General features: G+C 61.7%; 20 protein-coding genes and 1 pseudogene. 10 read left to right on the top strand and 11 right to left on the bottom strand.

The annotated features are described in order from the left end of the window. Nucleotides 1-20: 20 nt before the first annotated feature. Nucleotides 21-746, bottom strand: a complete 726-nt coding sequence (locus tag D8W71_RS21735) for an SDR family oxidoreductase (RefSeq protein WP_121116464.1) — start codon at nt 744-746, stop codon at nt 21-23. Between the two features lie 373 nt (nt 747-1,119). On the opposite strand from D8W71_RS21735, the gene D8W71_RS21725 reads away from it, so the two are divergent. The 7 genes from D8W71_RS21725 (at nt 1,120) to D8W71_RS21695 (ending at nt 7,886) form a co-directional block, all read left to right on the top strand. Next, nucleotides 1,120-1,806: a nucleoside/nucleotide kinase family protein gene (locus D8W71_RS21725; RefSeq protein WP_236077551.1), complete on the top strand. Its 687-nt coding sequence runs from the start codon at nt 1,120-1,122 to the stop codon at nt 1,804-1,806. A gap of 76 nt (nt 1,807-1,882) precedes the next feature. Next, nucleotides 1,883-2,662 carry an ATP-binding cassette domain-containing protein gene (locus D8W71_RS21720; RefSeq protein ID WP_121116460.1) on the top strand — a complete coding sequence of 260 codons (780 nt, stop codon included), beginning with the start codon at nt 1,883-1,885 and terminating at the stop codon, nt 2,660-2,662. Continuing rightward, the gene (locus D8W71_RS21715; RefSeq protein ID WP_121116458.1) at nt 2,659-3,753 is read left to right on the top strand and encodes an ABC transporter permease; all 1,095 of its coding nucleotides are present in this window, start codon (nt 2,659-2,661) and stop codon (nt 3,751-3,753) included. The genes D8W71_RS21720 and D8W71_RS21715 overlap by 4 nt, the downstream gene beginning before the upstream one ends. Nucleotides 3,754-3,799: 46 nt before the next feature. Beyond that, on the top strand, nt 3,800-4,765 hold the full coding sequence (locus D8W71_RS21710; protein ID WP_121116456.1) for an ABC transporter substrate-binding protein: 966 nt from the start codon (nt 3,800-3,802) through the stop codon (nt 4,763-4,765). 102 nt (nt 4,766-4,867) lie between these two features. Continuing rightward, nucleotides 4,868-6,340, top strand: coding sequence for a mannitol dehydrogenase family protein (locus D8W71_RS21705; RefSeq protein WP_121116454.1), 1,473 nt, complete (start codon nt 4,868-4,870; stop codon nt 6,338-6,340). Nucleotides 6,341-6,408: 68 nt separating this feature from the next. Then, on the top strand, nt 6,409-7,455 hold the full coding sequence (locus tag D8W71_RS21700; protein ID WP_121119743.1) for an SMP-30/gluconolactonase/LRE family protein: 1,047 nt from the start codon (nt 6,409-6,411) through the stop codon (nt 7,453-7,455). A gap of 53 nt (nt 7,456-7,508) precedes the next feature. Beyond that, nucleotides 7,509-7,886, top strand: a complete 378-nt coding sequence (locus tag D8W71_RS21695) for a VOC family protein (RefSeq protein WP_121116452.1) — start codon at nt 7,509-7,511, stop codon at nt 7,884-7,886. A gap of 47 nt (nt 7,887-7,933) precedes the next feature. On the opposite strand, the pseudogene D8W71_RS21690 reads toward D8W71_RS21695, so the two are convergent. The 6 genes and pseudogenes from D8W71_RS21690 to D8W71_RS21665 all read right to left on the bottom strand — a co-directional run bounded on the left by D8W71_RS21690 (nt 7,934) and on the right by D8W71_RS21665 (nt 11,251). Beyond that, nucleotides 7,934-8,415, bottom strand: a pseudogene (locus tag D8W71_RS21690) (SRPBCC family protein). After that, complete coding sequence (locus D8W71_RS21685; protein WP_121116450.1) at nt 8,412-8,759, bottom strand: ArsR/SmtB family transcription factor; 348 nt, start codon at nt 8,757-8,759, stop codon at nt 8,412-8,414. Before D8W71_RS21685 ends, D8W71_RS21690 begins: the two are co-directional and overlap by 4 nt. Nucleotides 8,760-8,800: 41 nt before the next feature. Then, entirely contained in the window at nt 8,801-10,024 is a 1,224-nt protein-coding gene (locus D8W71_RS21680; protein ID WP_121116448.1) for a type II toxin-antitoxin system HipA family toxin, read from the bottom strand. Then, nucleotides 10,021-10,275 (bottom strand): helix-turn-helix domain-containing protein, encoded by a 255-nt coding sequence (locus tag D8W71_RS21675; protein ID WP_121119741.1) that lies wholly within the window; start codon nt 10,273-10,275, stop codon nt 10,021-10,023. The genes D8W71_RS21680 and D8W71_RS21675 overlap by 4 nt, the downstream gene beginning before the upstream one ends. Nucleotides 10,276-10,424: 149 nt before the next feature. Then, entirely contained in the window at nt 10,425-10,907 is a 483-nt protein-coding gene (locus tag D8W71_RS21670; protein ID WP_121116446.1) for an SRPBCC family protein, read from the bottom strand. Further along, nucleotides 10,904-11,251 (bottom strand): ArsR/SmtB family transcription factor, encoded by a 348-nt coding sequence (locus D8W71_RS21665; protein ID WP_121116444.1) that lies wholly within the window; start codon nt 11,249-11,251, stop codon nt 10,904-10,906. Before D8W71_RS21665 ends, D8W71_RS21670 begins: the two co-directional genes overlap by 4 nt. Nucleotides 11,252-11,345: 94 nt before the next feature. Here D8W71_RS21665 and D8W71_RS21660 point away from each other — a divergent pair, with 94 nt between their 5' ends. Beyond that, entirely contained in the window at nt 11,346-12,338 is a 993-nt protein-coding gene (locus D8W71_RS21660) for an isopenicillin N synthase family dioxygenase (RefSeq protein ID WP_121116442.1), read from the top strand. Between the two features lie 2 nt (nt 12,339-12,340). Here D8W71_RS21660 and D8W71_RS21655 read toward each other — a convergent pair whose 3' ends face one another. Next, nucleotides 12,341-13,573 (bottom strand): DUF2786 domain-containing protein, encoded by a 1,233-nt coding sequence (locus D8W71_RS21655; protein WP_121116440.1) that lies wholly within the window; start codon nt 13,571-13,573, stop codon nt 12,341-12,343. A gap of 169 nt (nt 13,574-13,742) precedes the next feature. On the opposite strand from D8W71_RS21655, the gene D8W71_RS21650 reads away from it, so the two are divergent. Then, nucleotides 13,743-14,591, top strand: a complete 849-nt coding sequence (locus tag D8W71_RS21650; RefSeq protein WP_121119739.1) for an aldo/keto reductase — start codon at nt 13,743-13,745, stop codon at nt 14,589-14,591. Nucleotides 14,592-14,643: 52 nt separating this feature from the next. On the opposite strand, the gene D8W71_RS21645 is transcribed toward D8W71_RS21650, so the two are convergent. Both D8W71_RS21645 and D8W71_RS21640 read right to left on the bottom strand, forming a co-directional pair. Beyond that, nucleotides 14,644-16,185 (bottom strand): FAD-dependent oxidoreductase, encoded by a 1,542-nt coding sequence (locus tag D8W71_RS21645; RefSeq protein WP_201265159.1) that lies wholly within the window; start codon nt 16,183-16,185, stop codon nt 14,644-14,646. Nucleotides 16,186-16,244: 59 nt separating this feature from the next. Beyond that, on the bottom strand, nt 16,245-17,282 hold the full coding sequence (locus D8W71_RS21640) for an AurF N-oxygenase family protein (RefSeq protein ID WP_236077550.1): 1,038 nt from the start codon (nt 17,280-17,282) through the stop codon (nt 16,245-16,247). A gap of 227 nt (nt 17,283-17,509) precedes the next feature. On the opposite strand from D8W71_RS21640, the gene D8W71_RS21635 reads away from it, so the two are divergent. Beyond that, nucleotides 17,510-18,445: an ADP-ribosylglycohydrolase family protein gene (locus D8W71_RS21635; RefSeq protein WP_121116436.1), complete on the top strand. Its 936-nt coding sequence runs from the start codon at nt 17,510-17,512 to the stop codon at nt 18,443-18,445. A 31-nt stretch (nt 18,446-18,476) separates the two neighbouring features. Here the strand turns inward: D8W71_RS21635 and D8W71_RS21630 are convergent, their stop codons facing one another. Beyond that, a complete protein-coding gene (locus D8W71_RS21630; protein WP_121116434.1) occupies nt 18,477-19,157 on the bottom strand; it encodes an NUDIX hydrolase in 681 nt (226 codons plus the stop codon). Nucleotides 19,158-19,232: the final 75 nt, after the last annotated feature.

Below are 19,232 nucleotides of genomic sequence, written 5' to 3'. Positions count from 1 at the left end.
GTCCTACCCCTGTCTGCTCGTCATCGGCTGGTGTAGCCACCGTCCACCGGCAACGACACCCCGGTGATCATGGAAGCATCATCGCTCAACAGGAACGAAATGGGCGCTGCGATCTCGTCCTCGGTCGCCCAGCGGCCGAGCGGCATCTGCTGGAGGAACGGTTCTTCGATCTCGGGGCGTCCCCAGTAGAACGCCGACATCTCCGTCATGACGACGGTCGGGTTGACGCCGTTGACGCGGATTCCGTGTGGGCCTAGTTCGAGTGCTGCGACGCGCGTGATGTTGTCGAGCGCAGCCTTGGACGAGCCGTAGGAGATGTGGCCGGTCAGCGCGACGAGGCTGGCCTGGCTCGAGACGTTGACGATGGATCCCGTCCCGGCCGCGATCATCGCCGGTGCGGCGTACTTGATGACGAGTAGGCTGCCGCGGGCGTTGATGCTGATGACTTTGTCGAACACCGAGATGTCGGTGTCCTGAGGTGTGGCGATTTCCCCGCCGAAGCCTGCACAGTTGACCACGCCGTACAGTTCGAGCCCCTCGACAGCCGCCTTGACGCTGTCCTCGGAGGTGAGGTCGAACGGGAGTGTGCGCACCCCGGTCTCAGCGGCCAACTTGTCGAGCGCGTCCACGGATTGGCCTGCCGCGATCACGTCTGCGCCGTCGGCAACCAGCCTTCGTACCGTCGCGGAGCCGATGCCCCCGCTGGCGCCTGTCACCAAGATCGTTCGGCCGTCGAACTGTGCCATGAGGGTCTGCCTTTTCTGTTCGTACTGATCATGTCATCGATGTCACAGGCGGCATGAAATCGCTTGATGTCATCGGTGTCATGAACCGTACCGCAGCGACTTGTTCGGGCGCTCGCAAACGATCGATTCCGGTTGTTTGCCCAGCTGAAGACGGGTCTGTGAACGGATGGGTCAGGGCTGGGGTGGACATTGCGGTGAAAACCGACGCCGTCGTCATGTCACCGGTGACATGAATTCTGGCGAAACACGTGACAAGTGGAGTTGTGTGGGTCACACTGCTAGAACAGCGAACCTCGACACGGGGATCGGCGGCACCGCAGCCCACCTTTCGTGGATGCAGTGCGCGGGCGTCGGCGAAAGATGGAACATGCAAGTGACTAGCGATCGGCCGGTGTACCGGCCAGAGTCCTTCGATCGGATGATCTCCGATCTCGTGGCTCGTGCGCGGACGATCGTCTCCGGTGGACAGAGGCGTCTGCTCGGCATTACGGGCCCTCCCGGATCGGGTAAGTCCACGGTGTGCGCAGCACTCGACGACGCGCTGGGTGTCGATTCCGTAGTGGTAGGGATGGATGGATTTCACCTGAGCAACGAGGAGTTGATCAGGATGTCCCGCCGGGATCGTAAGGGTGCGCCTGATACTTTCGATGTCGACGGGTATGCGGCTCTGCTGCAACGACTTCGGGACCAGCGCACTGATGTGATCTACGCCCCGAGGTTCGATCGCGACCTGGAGCAGTCGATCGGGTCCGCAATCGCCGTTTCTCGAACGACCCCACTCGTCGTCACCGAGGGCAACTACCTCTTGATGCCGGACGGTGGTTGGGAGAACGTCGTTCCGTCGCTCGATGAGGTGTGGTACCTCGACGTCGCCGAGGATGTACGGGCGCGGAGACTGATCGATCGCCAACGTGGACATGGTAAGTCGCTTGCCGACGCACAGCGGTGGACCGAGACGGTCGACCTCCCCAATTCCGACTTCAGCCTCGGCGCCAGGTCACGCGCCGATCTGATCGTCGTCGTTCCTGATCGGCCCTCCCCGGACGGGGACTCGCAGTGACCCTCCCCGGACTGGGAAGCCCAATTGCATCGCCCCACCAATACGTCGAATCATCTCGGTCAATCAAGGAGTACTCATGACAAGCGTTGCACCAGCTGCGACACCGATCCTCGAAGCGAGGGGGTTGTCGCGTAGCTTCGGAAACGTCCGAGCCCTCGACGACGCAGATTTCGACATCTTCCCCGGTGAGGTCGTCGCGCTCATCGGAGACAACGGTGCGGGCAAGTCGACTATGGTCAAGGCGCTGTCGGGGGCCCTCGCGCTCGACAGCGGTTCGATCCTCTTCAACGGCACCGAAGTCGACCTGGGCAGCCCCACCGCTGCAGCAGATCTCGGTATCGAAACCGTATTCCAGGATCTGGCACTTGCGCCTCACCTCAACGCGCAGCAGAACATGTTCCTCGGGCGCGAACTGCCGGCGAAGGGTGTGCTGGGGAGTCTCGGATTCCTCGATGTCGCGACCATGCGCAAGCAATCCCAGGACGCGCTCGACGAACTTGGTGCAACCGTGCGGAGTTTGTCGGTGCCGGTCGGGTCGATGTCCGGTGGCCAGCAACAGGCCATAGCGATTGCTCGCGCCGTCGCGTGGGCGAAAGGCGTTGTCTTCCTCGATGAACCGACTGCAGCGCTTGGGGTGGTGCAGACCCGTAACGTACTCGACACCATCCGCCGAGTTGCGGACAGGGGAGTGGCTGTTGTCTTCATCAGTCACTCGATGCCGCATGTGATCGAGGTTGCCGACCGAGTCCAGGTGCTGCGGATGGGCAAACGAGTGGCAACCCTGGACGCCAAGAACACCACCATGGAAGAACTCGTCGGTGCGATGACCGGCGCAACTACTGGAGCATCACGATGAGTCAGACGATTTCCCCATCCCTCGAGCCGTTGCCGCCGAGCGAGAAGCCCTCACGACACTCGTTCGATCTAGTCGAATCTCTCGGCAAGCTTGCGCGAATCCAGGTATTTCAGATCGTGCTGGTGCTGGCAGCGATCTTCATCGTGTTCTCGATCATGGCACCTGGGAGCTTCCCCGAGTGGGGCAACATCCGCCAGATCATCCAGAACGTCTCCATCCTGGCCGTGCTCGGCATCGGGATGACGTTCGTGATCGTCACGAGCGGTATCGACCTCTCTGTCGGTTCGGTACTTGTGTTCTCCGGTGTCGTTGCCGCCAAGACTATGGCCGCCATCGGCGGAGACGGTTGGGGCGTTGCAGCGATCGGCATCGTCGTGTCCGTATTGTGCGGTCTCGCTTGGGGATTGCTGAACGGATTTCTCATCGGAAAGGCGAAAGTGCCCCCGCTGATCGTCACCTTGGGTACTCTCGGCGGTGCGCTCGGACTGTCGCAGGTCATCACCGGTGGCGTCGATATCCGTGACGTTCCACCCGTGCTGGTCGACACGATCGGATACGGCAACCTACCCGCCACGACGATCCCGCTGATCTCCAGCATCGCTCTTGTTCTCGTGGTCGTCTTCGGAATCATTTTGCACCGCACCAAGTTCGGCCTGTACACGTTCGCCGTGGGTTCCAAGGAGCAGTCCGCGCGGCGGGTCGGAATCAAGGTGGACATGCACCTGGTCAAGATCTACGCTCTCTCCGGTGCCCTCGCCGGACTCGCAGGCATCCTGTCGCTGTCGCAGTACGGAACCACAGCCATCGCCGGTCAATCGCAGACCAACCTCAACGTGATCGCAGCCGTCGTCATCGGCGGCACAAGCCTTTTCGGTGGAATCGGCACCATGTTCGGCACCGTGGTCGGATTGTTCATCCCCGCCGTCCTCCAGAACGGCTTCGTGATCGTCGGCGTTCAGCCCTTCTGGCAGCAGGTCGCAGTCGGCGCGGTTCTGATCGCAGCCGTCTACTTCGACCAGCGTCGTCGAGATGCGGCTAGCCGCGGCCAATCGACGAGCTCCCTCCGAAAACTCTGGTCCCGAAGTCCTTAGTTCTACCTCCTCGTAGCTCACCTCATCCCATACAAGAGAGTCGACCATGTTCACATCACGCACCACTGTCGTTGCACTGAGTGTCGCTTCCGTCTCTGCAATGTTCCTCGCGGGTTGTTCGTCCGACTCGGGCGGTGACAGCAACAAGATCGCGTTCATCCAAGGCGTCAGCGGCGATGAGTTCTACATCAGCATGCAGTGCGGAATCGAAGCCGCCGCTCAGGAAGCCGGCGTCACCGTCGACGTCCAGGGACCGGTGAAGTTCGATCCGACGCTGCAGAAGCCGATCGTGGACTCCGTTGTGGCGTCACGCCCTTCGGCGATTCTCATCGCGCCGACCGACGTGGCCGCCATGCAAGCCCCGCTCGCCGCAGCCGCGAATGCCGGTATCAAGGTGGTCCTCGTCGACACCACTATCGACGATCCGTCGATTGCTGTCTCGGCCATCTCGTCGGACAACAAGGGTGGCGGCGCCGAAGCGTTCAACGCTATCGAGGGTCTCAACCCGTCGGGCGGCAAGATTCTCGTCATCTCGACCGATCCGGGTGTCTCCACCACAGATGCGCGCGTTGCAGGATTCGAGGAAGCTGCGGATGCCAATTCGGCGTTCGAATACCTCGGAGTTCAATACAGCCACAACGATCCGGCCGAAGCCGCTCGTCTGGTCTCCGCCGCGCTGTCGAAGGATCCCGACATCATCGGAATCTTCGCGACCAACACGTTCGCTGCCGAGGGCACGGCAACCGGCGTGCGACAGGCCGGCAAGCAGGACCAGGTCAAGATCGTCGGCTTCGACGCAGGCCCCGCGCAGGTCAAGCAGCTCCGTGAGGGCACAGTGCAGGCACTCATTGCGCAGCAGCCGGACACCATCGGCACCGATGGAGTCGAGCAGGCAATGGCTGCCCTGAACGACAAGCCTGTGACCGCTGAGATCTCGACCGGTTTCCACGTGATCACCGCCGAGAACATCGACGGTGACGGCGCCCAGTACGTCTACAAATCCGCCTGCTGATCCCCGATACTGCGGTGGTGCTCCTGGCGGCAGTGATGCCCGGGAGCGCCACCGCTCACCAACTGTCACCATCGAGGCGCCACCATCGAGGTAGGAACGGACATGTTCGATTTGCGACGCAGCACGCTGGGTGAGATCGGATCGGAGGTCTCGCGACCTGCTTACGCATTCGACGAGCTACACTGCGGGATAGTTCATTTCGGAGTCGGAGCATTCCATCGATCGCATCAGGCCGTCTACGTCGAGCAGCTACTGAACAATGGCAACCTGGACTGGGCGATCTGCGGAGTAGGCGTACTGCCGGGCGATCGCAGGATCGCCGACGTGTTGGAAGCCCAGGACCACCTCTACACGGTGGTGACCGTAGATCCCGAGGGGAACCGCGATGCGCGAATCGTCGGTTCGATCGCTGACTTCGTCTACGCCCCCGATGATCCGGTAGGTGTGGTGGAGTTGCTCAGCTGTCCGTCGACGATGATCGTGTCTCTGACCATCACCGAAGCGGGATACGGCGTCAACGATGCGACCGGTGCGTTCGAGCCGAAAGACGAAGCAGTGCTGCACGACCTGTTGGATCTGTCGGTACCGTCGAGCGTGTTCGGATTTCTGACCGTAGCCCTCGGACTGCGGCGTAACCGCGGCATCCCACCGTTCACGGTGATGTCCTGCGACAACATCTCCCACAACGGTGTTGTTGCGCGGACGGCACTTACTGCGTTCGCCAGACATCATGACGCCGATCTCGCCGCCTGGATCGACACCGAGGTTGCGTTTCCAAGCTCGATGGTCGACCGTATAACTCCCGCAACCACTTCCGATGTGCTCGATGCGGTTCGCGACAGTGTCGGCATCGTCGACCAGTGGCCGGTACGCTCCGAATCGTTCACACAGTGGGTACTCGAAGACACCTTCTCGTTCGGACGGCCGCCTTTCGGTGACGTCGGAGTCCAACTCGTCGCCGATGTGGTGCCGTACGAGAACATGAAATTGCGCTTGCTCAATGCGTCGCACCAGGTCATGAGCTACCTGGGTATTCTCGCCGGGTACACCTACGTTCACGAGGTTCTGGCCGACCCAGACCTGGGAGCCTTCGTCGAGTCGTACATGCGAAACGAAGCGGCGCCCACGCTGGCGGAGGTGCCAGGGATAGACATCTCGCAGTACATCGATCAGCTACTCGCGCGCTTTTCCAGCCTCGCGGTGGCCGATACTCTCGAACGACAGATCGTCGACGCCTCGGCCCGAATCCCTAAGTTCGTACTACCGGTGGTTCGAGACCGACTTGCGCGGGACGATTCGATCGAGCATGCAGCACTTGCTCTTGCAGCTTGGTGTGGTGTCTACGAGCGCGGCGATGTGGCGATGATCGATGGAGAGGCCGAGCACTTACGTCGACTGTCCTGGACCGATCATGACAATCCGGGGCAGTTCCTCGACAATCCCGCGCTGTTCGGGGCTATGGCGTCGAGTCCTCGGCTGCGTGGTGCCTATCAGCGAGCGAAGCGTGCGCTTCAGGATCACGGTGCCATCGGTGCTGTACGGACGATTACGGCAGGTGCGTCCGCTCGGGGTTGAAGGCCGGCAGTAGGCCCGCCGATTCGACTTCCGCCGAGCATATTCGGACATATGGAACACTGGTGAGTGTGAATCGCGCACTCCTCGCCGTCCCTGCCCTCGCCACCGCCGCGCTGCTCGTCGGCGCATGCAGTTCCTCCGAGTCCAGTACCACCGGTGCCCCGACCAGCAGCTCGCCGAGCACGCAGGCGTCCTCCGCCCCGGCGTCGACTGCCGATATCTACACGCTGCCCGGCACGGGCGTGTTTCCCGAAGGCATCACCGCCGACGACGAGACGTTCTACGTGACAGCCACCGGAGACGGCACAGTGTTCCGCGGGACGCTCGGGACACCAGAGCTGCAGGTGTTCCTGCCCGGCGGGGCAGACGGCCGGATCGGTGCGGCCGGCATCGACGTGACCGACGGCGACGACGACGGGGATGACAACGACGTCGACGACGTGAACCGGCTCGTCATCGCAGGCGGCGCGACCGGAAAGGTGTGGGTCTACGACAGCGTTTCCGGTGCCCTGGTCGGAACCTTCACCAACGGACTCGGTGAGGACGCCACCTTCTTGAACGACGTGGTCATCGCCGACAACGGTGACGCGTTCATCACCGATTCGAGAAGCCCGGCCTTGTTCCGTATCCCCGCCGATAAGGTGCGTGACGGCGCTCAAGAGGGACCGCTCGAAGCGTTCGTCGACTTCACCGGTTCGCCGTTTGTCTACGGCGAGGGTTTCAACGCCAACGGGATCGTCGAAGTCGACGACGACGCGCTCGTGGTCGCGCAGTCCTCGACCGGCAATCTGTACCGTGTCGACGCGCGCTCGAAGGAGATCACGCAGGTAGACCTCGGGGGCGAGACGCTCGTGAATGCCGACGGGCTCGAGCTCGACGACGACACGCTCTACGTCGTGCGCAACCGGGACGGGCTCATCTCCCGGGTCGATCTGTCCGACGACGGACGGACCGGTCGTGTTCTCGGTGAGATCACCGACGAGTCGTTCGCGTACCCGACCACCGTGGCTGCAACAGAAGACCGACTCCTCGTAGTCAACAGTCAGTTCGACAAGCGCGGGGGAGAACCTGTGGAGCCGTTCACCGTCAGCTCGATAGGGGCTCCGCGCCCGTGAACGAAAATACATAGCCCACTACGTATTTTCGTTCACGTGGGTAGGGTTTCGGCATGACTACCAACCAGCACCATCGACTGAATTACATCGAGCTGACGGTCACCGATCTGGCCGCAGCGCAGGCGTTCTACGCCGATGCGTTCGGATGGGAGTTCAATGCGTACGGGCCCGAGTACGCCGGAATCAAGGGCGCCGACGGCGAGGAGGTCGGGGGCTTGGCCTTCTCGACTGAACCGCCACTGTCCGGCGGACCCTTCGTGCTTCTCTACTCGGACAACCTCGACGCATCTGTCGACTCAGTGACGTCTGCCGGTGGAGAGGTGACCAACGGACCGTACGAATTCCCTGGTGGCCGGCGTTTCCATTTCACTGATCCAAGCGGAAACGAACTGGGAATCTGGAGTGCGGCGGGAGTGCAGCCTGCGGAATGACCCGTGGGGGCGGGAGTGCCGCCTGCGGAATGACCCGTGCGGTGGCGTCAGCGCAGAATCTCGTCGATCTGACCCATCGCGAGGCTCATGCCCTCTTCCATGCCCATCTCGATCATTTTCTGCATCTGCTCGGCACTGTCGAAGTTCGACGACGTCGTCATCCTGGTCCGGCCGCCGAGGTCTTCCAGGGTGACGACGGCCCGTGTGACACCCAGAGAATCGACCGGATCCCAGTTGTCGTCGGCGAAACCGTCGTTGAAAGCCAGTGAGTTGGTCGCGTCGATCTTTGTGAAAACCCACCAGCCGCGGGCTTTTTCGCCGTCGGGACCGGTCATGTAGTAGTTGGCTTTGCCGCCTGGGGTGAACTCGTGCAGCTCGAACGTTGCGGGCCAGGTGGGTGGGCCCCACCAGCGTTCGAGCTGGCGGGGTCTTCCCAGATCTGCCAGACGCGTTCGACTTTCGCGTCGAACTCGGCCACGATCGTGAAACTCAGTTGTTCTGGGTTCTGCGTGGTGCTGATGACAGTCATGAAAGGTCTCCCTGTTCTTCGGCGAGAATGTCGGCGATCCGGTCGACGCGCTGTCGCCAGATCTTTTCGTACTCGGCCAGCAGTGATCGCGCTCTTTCTATGCCCAGCAGGTGGATTCGCACGATCTGCTCCCGTCCACGCTTCTCCTTCGTCACGACCGAAGCGCGCTCCAAAATCGCAACGTGTTTCTGCACGGCTGCGAAACTCATGGAGTAGTGAGCAGCGAGGCCGGACACCGAGTGCTCTCCGGAGAGAACCCTCGACACGATGTCGCGACGAGTGGTGTCTGCGAACGCCTGGAACAGGCGGTCGAGGTCGGCGTCACTGACTTCATCTACAACCATTTGGTTGTAGATTACGACGCGAGGTCTGCGGCGTCAAGGGCTTACGAGGACAGTTCGCGGCATCGAGTCGTGACGAAGTCGCTGAGCCGCGTGGTCTCGCGGTCGTCGAAGCCAATCGATTCCACCGACAACATAGCCGCGCGAACACCTCCGATTACCTCGTCGAGCATGCGGTGCGTAGCTCGTTCCGGTAGCCCGAGTCGAGTAGCGGACTCCACCACGTGCGCTCGGTTCCATCGGTTCGCGCGGCCGAAGAGGTTCAGTGCCATTGGATCCTTCCATCCTGCGTACGGCTGAGTGCAGAGGAGGTCGTAGCCGGGCGTCACCGACCAGAGTCCGCGCTCGTTCAGGTGAATCGAATAGTTCTTACCGTGGAGGTCGCCGTTGCCGATCAGGTACGAGTATGCGGTGAGCCGCAAAAGCTGAAGCGTTGTTTGACGTGCGGAGCCACCGCCCCGTTCGACGGTGCCAGCCAAGGTCTGGACGACACCTTCGGTCTTCATCCGGTACTTCGCGGCCGGATAGACCGAACTCACTTGGCACGCGTCTTCCTGCGGAATCCGGAGGTTTTCGCTCCGGTCGAACCTTTCGACGAGGAGCGCTGCTATTCCGTTGACATCGTGGATGATTCGGGTATGTGGTGTGGCGATGCCGGCGGCCCGCGCCGCATTCATGAAGAAGTGTTCATTCTGTACGAGCAGGGGAAGCCTCGCCGGCGGCGCGAGTTTCAGGATCGCCGGGCCGGTCGTCGTCGCGATCGGGGTCGAGTACATCTGGGCCGACACCTTGCCCTGCACGCCGGGCAGCGCCGTTGCGTCGAGGTCGAGGGATCCGACTCCGGTTACAGCGTCGAACAGCGCGCGGAAATCGGGACTGGGCTCACGTGGGTCGAAGGCGGCAACTGTGGTGGTGAGTTGCGCTCCGTGTGGAACAACTCGAACGTCGCCGACGGTGTCCGATCCGACGGCCAGCAGAATTGTGAAATGGTCGTCCTCCGAAGTCTTGGCGGCTGTGACCACGCCGGACAATCGCGCCCCCTCCGGTAGAAGGCCTGCAAAGAATGGCGGCACACTACCGCCGGTCGCGATGCTCGCAACCGACGATTTCGGGATGGACCAGGCCAGATCGGCGGACGCTGGATCGTCTAGGTATCCGGGCGAGTACCGGAACTCGACGTTGTTGCCTGCGCGCGTCAGAGTTCCGGCGAATCTGTCCGCCTTGTAGACGTCCGCGACGTCCACCTGGCGCAGGTCTGTGGTGCTCATGGACCGGGCGCGATCGGTGCCCCCGCGCGCGTGACGAGGGTGATGTCGCAGCCCAGTGCATCAGCAACGGCTCGAACGCCGTCCAGTTGAATCGAGTCCTTTCCCGATTCGATGGATTGCACGGTAGATCGCCCGACGCCGGCAAGTGCAGCCAAGTCGGCCTGGGTCAGTCCGAGTCGATGCCTGCGTTGGGTGAAAGCCTCGGCCAACAGGCTGGGTGACGTCTTGGTCCGCCGCCGGGGGAATGCCATCTTCGACTCCTGGGCTTGCGTCGGCATGCTTTAGCTCAATTTAGGCCAAAGGGCCCGGAATGTCGAGAGTTAGGACTGTCGTCGCAAGCTTAAGGGCGCTGATCGAGCGTGTGGGTGCGACATGACCGCTATGCATGTGGACGTAGGCGTTAACCGCTGTGAGTAGCTTCGGTGAGAGCGGCCAGCTGTTCGGTCACCGTTCCCCATCCGTCGTAGAAGCCGAGATCTCGGTGCTGGGCGGCGTCCGCCGTGTCCTTGTGTTTGACCAGCGCAGTGTATTCGGTGCCTTCGGGGTGCTCGGCGAACGTGATGGACGCGGTGATGAACGGATTTTCGGCTGGACGCCAACCGGACACGAGCGCATTGGTGAAGACGATCCGCTCCAGCGGATCGACGGCGAGAAAGCAACCAGCGATGTGTGGACCGAATTCCCCACCGCCCTCGCTGATTTCGGTGAGGAACGAACCACCGGGGGTGAGATCGAGTTCGACGACTCTGGAACGCGCAGGCGCGGGTACCCACCACTGCTCGAGCTGTGAAGGTGTCGTCCAGGCTGCCCACACCCGCGCTCTCGGCGCTTTGATGATGCGCGAGACGGTGAGGTCGAGCTGGGAATCTGTCGTTTGGGTCATAGGGGATCCTCCTGATGTGCGACGGGTGAGGTGACGAAGTGTTCGAGGCGGTCGGTGTGTGCTTCCCACACTCGTTGTTGGTGATGCAGCCATTCCTCGATGGTGGTGAGCGGCGATCGCTGCAGGGTGCACGTCCGAACTCGTCCCACTTTGCGTGTGGTGATCAGTCCGCCGGATTCGAGCATTCGGACATGTTTCATGAACGAAGGTAACGCCATGTCGAACGGTTCGGCCAGCTCGCTCACGCTGGCCGGTCCTCGTCCGAGCCGGTCGACGACGGCTCTGCGTGTGGGGTCCGACAGAGCTTGAAAGACATCGTCGAGCAGGTTCGAATACTGAGCCATAAGGCAAAGTATCAGTCGGTGAACAGTTAGCGCAAGGGCTAAGTGATGGTGGAAACGGTGGCGTTCGTGTAGCCAGTTGCCGATACTGGAATGCATGCTTCCGGTACTCGATTTGGCGCGAGCCGACACCGAACCCCACACCTTTCGCGCAGAACTTTTGGCCGCCGGTCACGAGTCCGGCTTCTTCTACCTGGTGGGTCATGGGGTACCAAGCGGCCGAATTACCGAGGTACTTGGACTCGCGCGCCAGTTCTTCACGCTGAGCGACGCAAGCAAGAACGAGATTTCGCAGCTGAAAAGTCGTCACTTTCGTGGCTACTCGCGGCTGGGCGGCGAACTGACCAACGGTGCCGTCGACTGGCGCGAGCAGATCGACATCGGTCCCGAGCGTGAAGCCATCGCCGATGCCGACGGGTACTGGAACCTCCAAGGTCCCAATCTGTGGCCGTCGGCACTGCCGCGGTTGCAACCAGCATTCGAGGCATGGGAGAACGAACTGTCCGATGTCGGCCTACGGCTGTTGCGTCAATGGGCGCGTGCGCTCGGGGCATCCGAGGACGTGTTCGACCAGGCCTTCGCTCACTACCCCGCGACGCTGATGAAAGTGGTGCGCTATCCCGGTAGCGCCGAGAACCCTCAGGGAGTCGGGGCGCACAAGGATTCGGGTGTCTTGACGCTCCTTCTCGTCGAACCAGGTTCGCTGGGGCTGCAAGTCGAACTGGGTCCCGACGAATGGATCGACGTACCTCCCGTCGAAGGGGCTTTCATCGTCAACATCGGCGAGCTGCTCGAAGTGGCGACGCAAGGATATCTGCGCGCAACTCGGCACCGGGTCCTTGCTCCCAGACCCGGCGCCGATCGTGTGTCGATTCCTTTCTTCCTCAATCCTGCTCTGGACGAGGTGATTCCGATCATCGAGCTACCGGAAGAGCTCGCCGCGCGGTCGCGAGGCGTGGAAACCGATCCGACCAATCCGATCTTTTCGACCTACGGAGAGAACGCTTGGAAGTCGCGGACACGTGCTCACCCCGACGTCGCCGAGCTCCATCACGGCATCGTTCCAACAGGAGAGGCGTCGGCGTACTGACTTCAATCCTCGATCGTCTCGCGCCCACCGGTCAGATCTGCGCGCTCCGCAGCCAACCTGCCCTGAGCGACCCCACCTCGGTTGGATACCGAGATCGTGCTCGAGACGAGGTCCGGGAAAAGGTCATCGAACACCGAGGTGACCGCGCGGTCCCGTTCGGCAAGTATCGGTACCAGCGAGGGTCCGTACGACTCGCCTGCCGCTCGATCCGCTCGTGCGCGCGCCTCGGTGAGACGCTCGCCGATCCTCCATGCATACCCGAAGAGGAAGGCGCGTCTGAAACCCCTGCTCCGAGTGGCAGAGTCGACACCAGCGTGGGCGAGTGCCTGCGCCGATTGCACGAGCAGTGAGGTGTACAGAAGTTCGCACAAATCGAGGTCGATCGGCAGACCGGTGATGCTGTAGAGACCAAGCTTCCGGTATCGCACTGTTCGAGCGCCGTTGGAGTGCGCCACACTCGACATCAACTGCATCTTCGCATCGGCGTAGGGATTGTCGACCACGATTCGCCTCGTCACGACGTGTTCGTCGAACTTCGAGCTCTCGGTCGCGTCGAGGACTACGCTGTCGATCGCATATCGCGTCATCAATTCCTGAGCCTTGGCCGACAGCGAGTCGGATTCCTCGGTGAACGTGGTCGACTCGGCTTTCGCCAACAGGCCGCGAATCTTGGTCAGTACCTTCGGATCCGGACGTTGACCGGTGGTCTTGGTTGCGCCGGTCACCCACCTGGATGGTGGGGGAGCGATGATCGTCATCGACCCCATGTACCTGAGCTGTACCAACAGGCGAAACAGCGACGTCCAAAATGTCCGGGGATGAATCCTACTGGTTCGGCGATGTCGAATGAGATCGGTGCTGGGATCGATTGCGAGTGAACGTAACTGGCAGCGCCATTCGGGCGGTGCGCTCGACAGGGCAAGCGTTCTTCGCGAGTGCGAGCCGATCATGGCTTCGAGCATCGGGACTGCGGTCTTGTCGACGCGCCGGGTGACTACGTGAACCAGCTCGGCTGGCTGCCATCCGCGTTCGAAGGTGTCCGATAGAACGGAGTCCGCGTAGTCGACGCACTTGCTGTCCAGACCGAGCGACGACCCACTCGACTCCAGCTGCAGAATCTGGTCGACCACTCTGCCGAGTGCGCCACGCGAGGTTGCGGGATCGGCTGCCAGCGCCATTGCAGCGCGCATCAGTGATTCGGCGTCGATGGTTCGGTTCAACTGGTGAACGTTCATGGGTCCCCTCGTCCAAGTTTCGGTTCGACGACCAGTGAGGGGGTGCTGGAGCATCGGTGTCCGGGAATTTGTACCAAGAGGCACCGACACGTTCGCCCGACGTGTAGATCTCCGTGCCGCGGGTACCCGAGAGCGACTACTCGATTACCGAACGGAGATGACAACACTCGTGAGCGTTGTACCCACCATCACTTTGAACAATGGTCAGACGATTCCGCAGCTCGGATTCGGCGTTTTTCAGATCGACCCGGACAAGACCGCCGATGCTGTGAAGACCGCCCTCGACATCGGCTACCGGCACATCGACACCGCCGAGATGTACGGCAACGAGAAGGAAGTTGGCCAGGGCATCCGCGACGCCGGGGTCGACCGCGCCGACGTGTTCGTCACAAGCAAGCTCAACAATGGGTTTCACGAGCCGGACAAGGCTCGCCAGGCGTTCGAGCAGACCCTGAAGGACCTCGGCACCGACTACGTGGATCTGTTTCTCATTCACTGGCCGCTGCCGACTCGCTACGACGGTGATTTCGTCTCGACGTGGAAGACGCTCGAAGAATTCGCGAAGGACGGGCGTGCCCGCAGCATCGGTGTGTCGAACTTCCAGCCCGCTCATCTGGAGCGATTGGCCAAGGAGACCGACACGGTTCCTGCGGTGAACCAGATCGAGGTCCATCCGTACCTGGTCAACGAAGAAGCCCGGAGTTACAGCAGGAACAACGCCATCGCGGTCGAAGCGTGGTCGCCGATTGCTCAGGGCAAGGTGCTCGACGATCCGGCGATCGAGAAGATTGCGTCGGCTGCAGGAAAGTCGACTGCTCAGGTCGTGTTGCGCTGGCATCTGCAGCGCGGTGACATCATCTTCCCGAAGTCCGTCACGCCGGACCGAGTCAAGGCCAACTTCGACATCTTCGACTTCGAACTCAGCGCATCCGACATAGATGCAATCACGGCGCTGGACAAGGGCGAGGAAGGCCGGACCGGCCCGAATCCCGACACGTTCGACATGATTCCGGACTGAAATTGCTCCACCGCATGTGAACGAAAATACATAGTGCCCTATGTATTTTCGTTCACATGCGCCAGCGGCGCCTACGCTCGGGCGCGAGTTCGATGTCCGGCAACACGCCCTTGTTGAAGTCGCTGACGAGGTTGAGCACGGTGCCCTGCGCACACGACTTGTTGGTGCCGATGTACCCCGACGGTCCGCGCTTGATCCAGCCCGTGACGTACGTCCCGCGAACCGGTTCGCCACCGGCGGCGTCGAGAACACGACCGTCGCGATTGGGAATGATGCCGCGTCGGTCGTCGAACGGAACGCCCGCGAGTGCTACGCCCTTGTAGCCGATCGATGTCAGGACAAGCCCGGTCTCGACAGTCTCTGTCTCGCCAGTGGGGACGCTCAGTATCGACCCGTCAGCGGCTGTGTCGAGCGACATTCTGGCGAATTCGATACCCGTCGTAGCAGTCTCGCCGAGTACTCGCGTGGGAGACAGCAAATAACGTAGAACTATTCGCTTGTGATCGGTCCCCGGGACATTGTCGACGCGACGCAACAGCTGAAGTTTCTGAGCGACGGCGTGAGGCAGATCGTTCGTCTCTGCAAGCGCGACGGTTGCCGCGTCCAGAACGATTTCGTCGCGGAGGATCGAAACGTCGATACCGGGTGTTGCCAGCAATCCGGCGAACTCGGGAACGGTGAACGCCGACTGTGCAACACCGCGGCGACCGACGACAAGCACTTCCTCGATGTTCGACTCTCGCAACGCTTTCAGCGCGTGCGGGGGAACATTCGTGCCAACGAGACGATCTGGATCGATGGTAAGGATCCGGGCGACGTCGAGCGCGACGTTGCCGTTACCGATGACGACCGCTCGCTTGTGGGAGAGGTCGTAGCGACGGTGCGCGTGGTCCGGATGGCCGTTGTACCACGCGACGAAATCCGTTGCGGAGGAACGGCCGGGGAGGTCTGCTCCGGGGATCGTCAGTTCACGATCGCGAGATGCGCCGACGGCGTAGATCACGGCGTGATGATTCTCGAGCAACTGTTCGTGGGTGACGTCTTTACCGACTTCCACTCCGAGGTGGAACTCGAATCCGGCCTGCGCGGAGATCTGGTCGAACAAGCGCGAGACCTGACGGGTCTTTTCGTGATCGGGGGCGACACCCAGTCGCGCCAAGCCATGTGGCTGAGGGAGCTTGTCGTAGACGTCGACCTTCACACCGGGCTGAGTGAGCAACTCGTCCGCTGCGTACATGGCTGATGGACCGGATCCGACTATTGCGACTCGAAGCGGCTGACGTTCTTTGGTGACGGTGGGTGCAGGTGACACCGGCGCCAGGAGAGGTCGTTTCGGTCGTTCCTGCTTGTAGAAGTCGGCGTTGATCGTGAGAAACGGAAGCTGTGACTCGGTCAGTTTGGACTTCGGGACGATGGCATCGACTGGGCACGCCGAGACGCAAGCGCCGCAGTCGACACACGACGCCGGGTCGATGTGCAGCATTTCTGCCGTCAGGAAGTCCGGTTCGTCCGGAGTCGGGTGGATGCAGTTGACGGGGCACGCGTAGACACATGACGCGTCGCTGCAACAAGATTGAGTGACTACGTGGGGCATGACGGATTCCTGACGGCAGGCGCTGCTGTGGTGATAACTGGCGCTGTGAGGGAGGGAGATCAGGCAGCGAACTGGGCGGAGCTGCGGTCGGGCTCGCTGCGGAAACGTGATGCCTTGCCGTCGATTCCGCACAATTTCCACACGAGCTTCGCCGCGCGGTTCATCATTCCGGTTTCGGTGGCAAGCATGCGCACGTCACCGAAGTAGTCCTGCAAGGTGTGCTGCGCTTCCTCTGAACCCCAGAACAAGTCGTCCTTGACAGACTTCGGGATGTCGAATGTCTGCCAGAACTTCTTCGGCGGAATGACGATGGCGTCGCACAGGATTCGCATGGTGATCGGAAAGAGAAGCGAGAGGAAGAACCGACCGACCTTGGACATCTTGGGGACGCGTCGACGCAGCAGCTGGTGCGCGAATGAAATGTGGCGTGCTTCCTCGGCAACGTGAATAGCCATGACGCCCTGCATGATCGGGTGAATCTCTTCGCCGGACCGCAGCACCGACTTCTGGATGTGGTCGATGGGCTCCTCGCCGGCAAGGACTCCCACGAAGAACAGTTCGGGCGTCAGCGTCGCGAACAGTGGAATGATGGGGGAGAGCATCTTCATCGGGCGGCTCATCCCGGGTGCATCAGCGCCGACGCGGTTGACCATCTCCTGGAACATCAGAGTGTGGTTGCACTCCTCGACCGATTCGTGGGTGCAGTAGCGCGCCTCCGGATCGCCGTTGGGCAGGGAGAAGACGTACTGCATCATTCCGCGAATGAGGATGTTCTCGAACTGCAGGCCGACCTTCGCCACGTTGGCCTGGCGCCACATGCCGATTGCGATCTGCTTGTCCTCGGGCAGCGCCTGATACCAGGAGTGGCTGCCGATCGGATCGGTCTTCGACGGAAGAATCCAGCGTCGATCGTTCGGGGTGACCTCGAACTCCGGGGATTCCCAGTCGATGTCCACATAAGGATCGAAATGCTTGTGCACCGATCCCTCGGACAGAAGCCGCAGAGTCTCGTTGTACTGCTCGGTCTCCGCGTCGTACTGCTCGGTCTCCGCGTCGGTGTCGATCCCGCGCGCCTTGGCTACTGACGTCGTTGTCATCGCTTCTCCCTACGTGGTGCGAACATAGAGTTAATGTAACTCGAAGTATCACCAAATGGAAGCCAATCAGGAATTTTCCTGAATTCAACTCCTCTGCCTCGGGCGGTCTGTCGGATCTGGGCGGGGCAATCGGTCGCCTGCGCCCATGTCGACCAGAGAGGAGTTGCGATTTCGACCATTGCTCGAATGTGCGCTAAGGTAAGCGCAGAAACGAGCTAAGGAGTTCCATGAACTTGAGCAACGAACAGATCGACCGTGCCGCTGGAGTACTGCTCGGTACCGCAGCAGGTGACGCCCTGGGCGCCGGTTACGAGTTCACTCATCCGTCGGCGGACACCGTCGTCGACATGATCGGGGGAGGACCCTTCGATTGGGCTCCGGGAGAGTGGACGGACGACACGTCGATGGCGGCGGCAGTTGCATTGGCTGCGCGAGGCGGTGTCGACATCGGCTCCGGTACCGGGCTCGATGCGGTCGCAGCGAACTTCGTTTCCTGGTACGACACGAAACCTGCCGATATCGGCAATCAGACACGGGCAGTGCTGGGCTACCGGAGTCGATCGGCTGCGGAGATGACGCGGCGGGCGGCGGGCCTTACCGGACGCACCGGAGGAAATGGATCACTCATGCGCACGGCGCCCGTTGCGCTCGCCTACCTGGACGATGTCAACCGGTGTATGGACGCTGCGCTGGTGATCAGTGAACTGACCCACTCGGATCCTCGTGCAGGTCAAGCCTGCCAATTGTGGTCATATGCAATCAGACACGCTGTCCTGTGTGGAACTTTCGACGGAGTTCGTCTCTGGCTGGACACGGCGGAGTCCAGAGATTTCTGGGCTCCACTGATCGACCAAGCCGAGCAGGGAACGCCGTCGGACTTCGCCAACAACGGCTGGGTGGTGCACGCGCTGCAGACTGCGTGGTGGGCGATCTTCGGGGCCGGTCAGGACGGACCGGACCACGTGGTCTTGGCTCTCGAGCGCTGTGTGCTCGCGGGCGGCGATACTGATACCACTGCAGCAATAGCGGGCGGGTTGGTCGGCGCACGTTGGGGAGCATCGGCCGTACCGGACCGCTGGCGCGCGAAGCTCCATGGCTATCCGACACTGGACGGAAACGATCTGGTCGCATTGGCCGCCGACATCACGGGAGAACGCGCATGACCATCGTCGACGCGACTGCCAGACTGTTGACTTAGGCTCTGAAGAGTACTGCGGCCGACTCTGGTAGGGATATTTCGGTCTTTCGCCGGTACATTTCTGCCGGGCGGCCGCCGCCTGCCGTGGACGTGTCTCCAGTTCCTTCGAGCGCGCTGGACACATGCCTACGGAACGTGTCCTTGGGTAGTTCCCGGTCGTAAACGACCTCGTACAGCTTGCGTAGCTCGAGCAAGGTGAACGCATCCCCGAGCAACCGCCCGGGGTCGATGCTTGCTGCATATCGTCGCCGCATGTCCTCGACCGACAAGGTCACCATTTCGGCATGGTCGAACGCCAACGGCGAGGTGGCAGAGCCATCTTCGATCTCGACCTCGACGATGTCGTTCGAATTCGCGAGTGACTCGTGCGGTACGACCGACCCGTGGGCCATCGACAGAACCCAACCGCGGTCGTCGCGGTCCGGTGCGTCGAACATCCCGATCTGGTGAAAGTCGAGGGCCTGAAGGCCGGCCTTCGACGAGAGCGCACGTCTTGCAGCTTCCGCGAGTCGTTCTCCCGGGTGAAGGAATGTTCCGGGAAGTGAAAGCCCCCTGGGGGATTGGACAGCAACTACACGAAGCGCGTCATGTCGAACCGTCAGCACGGCCACGTCCACTGCAACCGACGGCCTCGGGTAGTCCGTCAGTGCCGTCTCGGTCTTTGCGTGCTCGGCCACGAACGGAGCTTAGCGCAGTGTTGAGTAAAGGGGGTCGGGCGTCGAACAGGGCAGGCTCGCCCGCAGCTCCCTGTT

Source organism: Rhodococcus sp. P1Y (genome assembly GCF_003641205.1).
GTDB lineage: Bacteria > Actinomycetota > Actinomycetes > Mycobacteriales > Mycobacteriaceae > Rhodococcoides.
The sequence above is the reverse complement of the archived record's forward strand: the minus strand, read 5'-3'. Positions and strand labels throughout refer to the sequence as shown.

What these genes read in the sequence shown, in the direction of transcription:
- D8W71_RS21675 (WP_121119741.1), bottom strand. Translation starts at nt 10,275, where the DNA reads ATGGCATTCCCCCGGCGGCGGACCAAGACGTCACCCAGCCTGTTGGCC.
- D8W71_RS21645 (WP_201265159.1), bottom strand. Translation starts at nt 16,185, where the DNA reads ATGCCCCACGTAGTCACTCAATCTTGTTGCAGCGACGCGTCATGTGTC.
- D8W71_RS21665 (WP_121116444.1), bottom strand. Translation starts at nt 11,251, where the DNA reads ATGGCTCAGTATTCGAACCTGCTCGACGATGTCTTTCAAGCTCTGTCG.
- D8W71_RS21640 (WP_236077550.1), bottom strand. Translation starts at nt 17,282, where the DNA reads ATGACAACGACGTCAGTAGCCAAGGCGCGCGGGATCGACACCGACGCG.
- D8W71_RS21660 (WP_121116442.1), top strand. Translation starts at nt 11,346, where the DNA reads ATGCTTCCGGTACTCGATTTGGCGCGAGCCGACACCGAACCCCACACC.
- D8W71_RS21680 (WP_121116448.1), bottom strand. Translation starts at nt 10,024, where the DNA reads ATGAGCACCACAGACCTGCGCCAGGTGGACGTCGCGGACGTCTACAAG.
- D8W71_RS21720 (WP_121116460.1), top strand. Translation starts at nt 1,883, where the DNA reads ATGACAAGCGTTGCACCAGCTGCGACACCGATCCTCGAAGCGAGGGGG.
- D8W71_RS21695 (WP_121116452.1), top strand. Translation starts at nt 7,509, where the DNA reads ATGACTACCAACCAGCACCATCGACTGAATTACATCGAGCTGACGGTC.
- D8W71_RS21685 (WP_121116450.1), bottom strand. Translation starts at nt 8,759, where the DNA reads ATGGTTGTAGATGAAGTCAGTGACGCCGACCTCGACCGCCTGTTCCAG.
- D8W71_RS21710 (WP_121116456.1), top strand. Translation starts at nt 3,800, where the DNA reads ATGTTCACATCACGCACCACTGTCGTTGCACTGAGTGTCGCTTCCGTC.
- D8W71_RS21715 (WP_121116458.1), top strand. Translation starts at nt 2,659, where the DNA reads ATGAGTCAGACGATTTCCCCATCCCTCGAGCCGTTGCCGCCGAGCGAG.
- D8W71_RS21655 (WP_121116440.1), bottom strand. Translation starts at nt 13,573, where the DNA reads ATGAACGTTCACCAGTTGAACCGAACCATCGACGCCGAATCACTGATG.
- D8W71_RS21635 (WP_121116436.1), top strand. Translation starts at nt 17,510, where the DNA reads ATGAACTTGAGCAACGAACAGATCGACCGTGCCGCTGGAGTACTGCTC.
- D8W71_RS21735 (WP_121116464.1), bottom strand. Translation starts at nt 746, where the DNA reads ATGGCACAGTTCGACGGCCGAACGATCTTGGTGACAGGCGCCAGCGGG.
- D8W71_RS21705 (WP_121116454.1), top strand. Translation starts at nt 4,868, where the DNA reads ATGTTCGATTTGCGACGCAGCACGCTGGGTGAGATCGGATCGGAGGTC.
- D8W71_RS21670 (WP_121116446.1), bottom strand. Translation starts at nt 10,907, where the DNA reads ATGACCCAAACGACAGATTCCCAGCTCGACCTCACCGTCTCGCGCATC.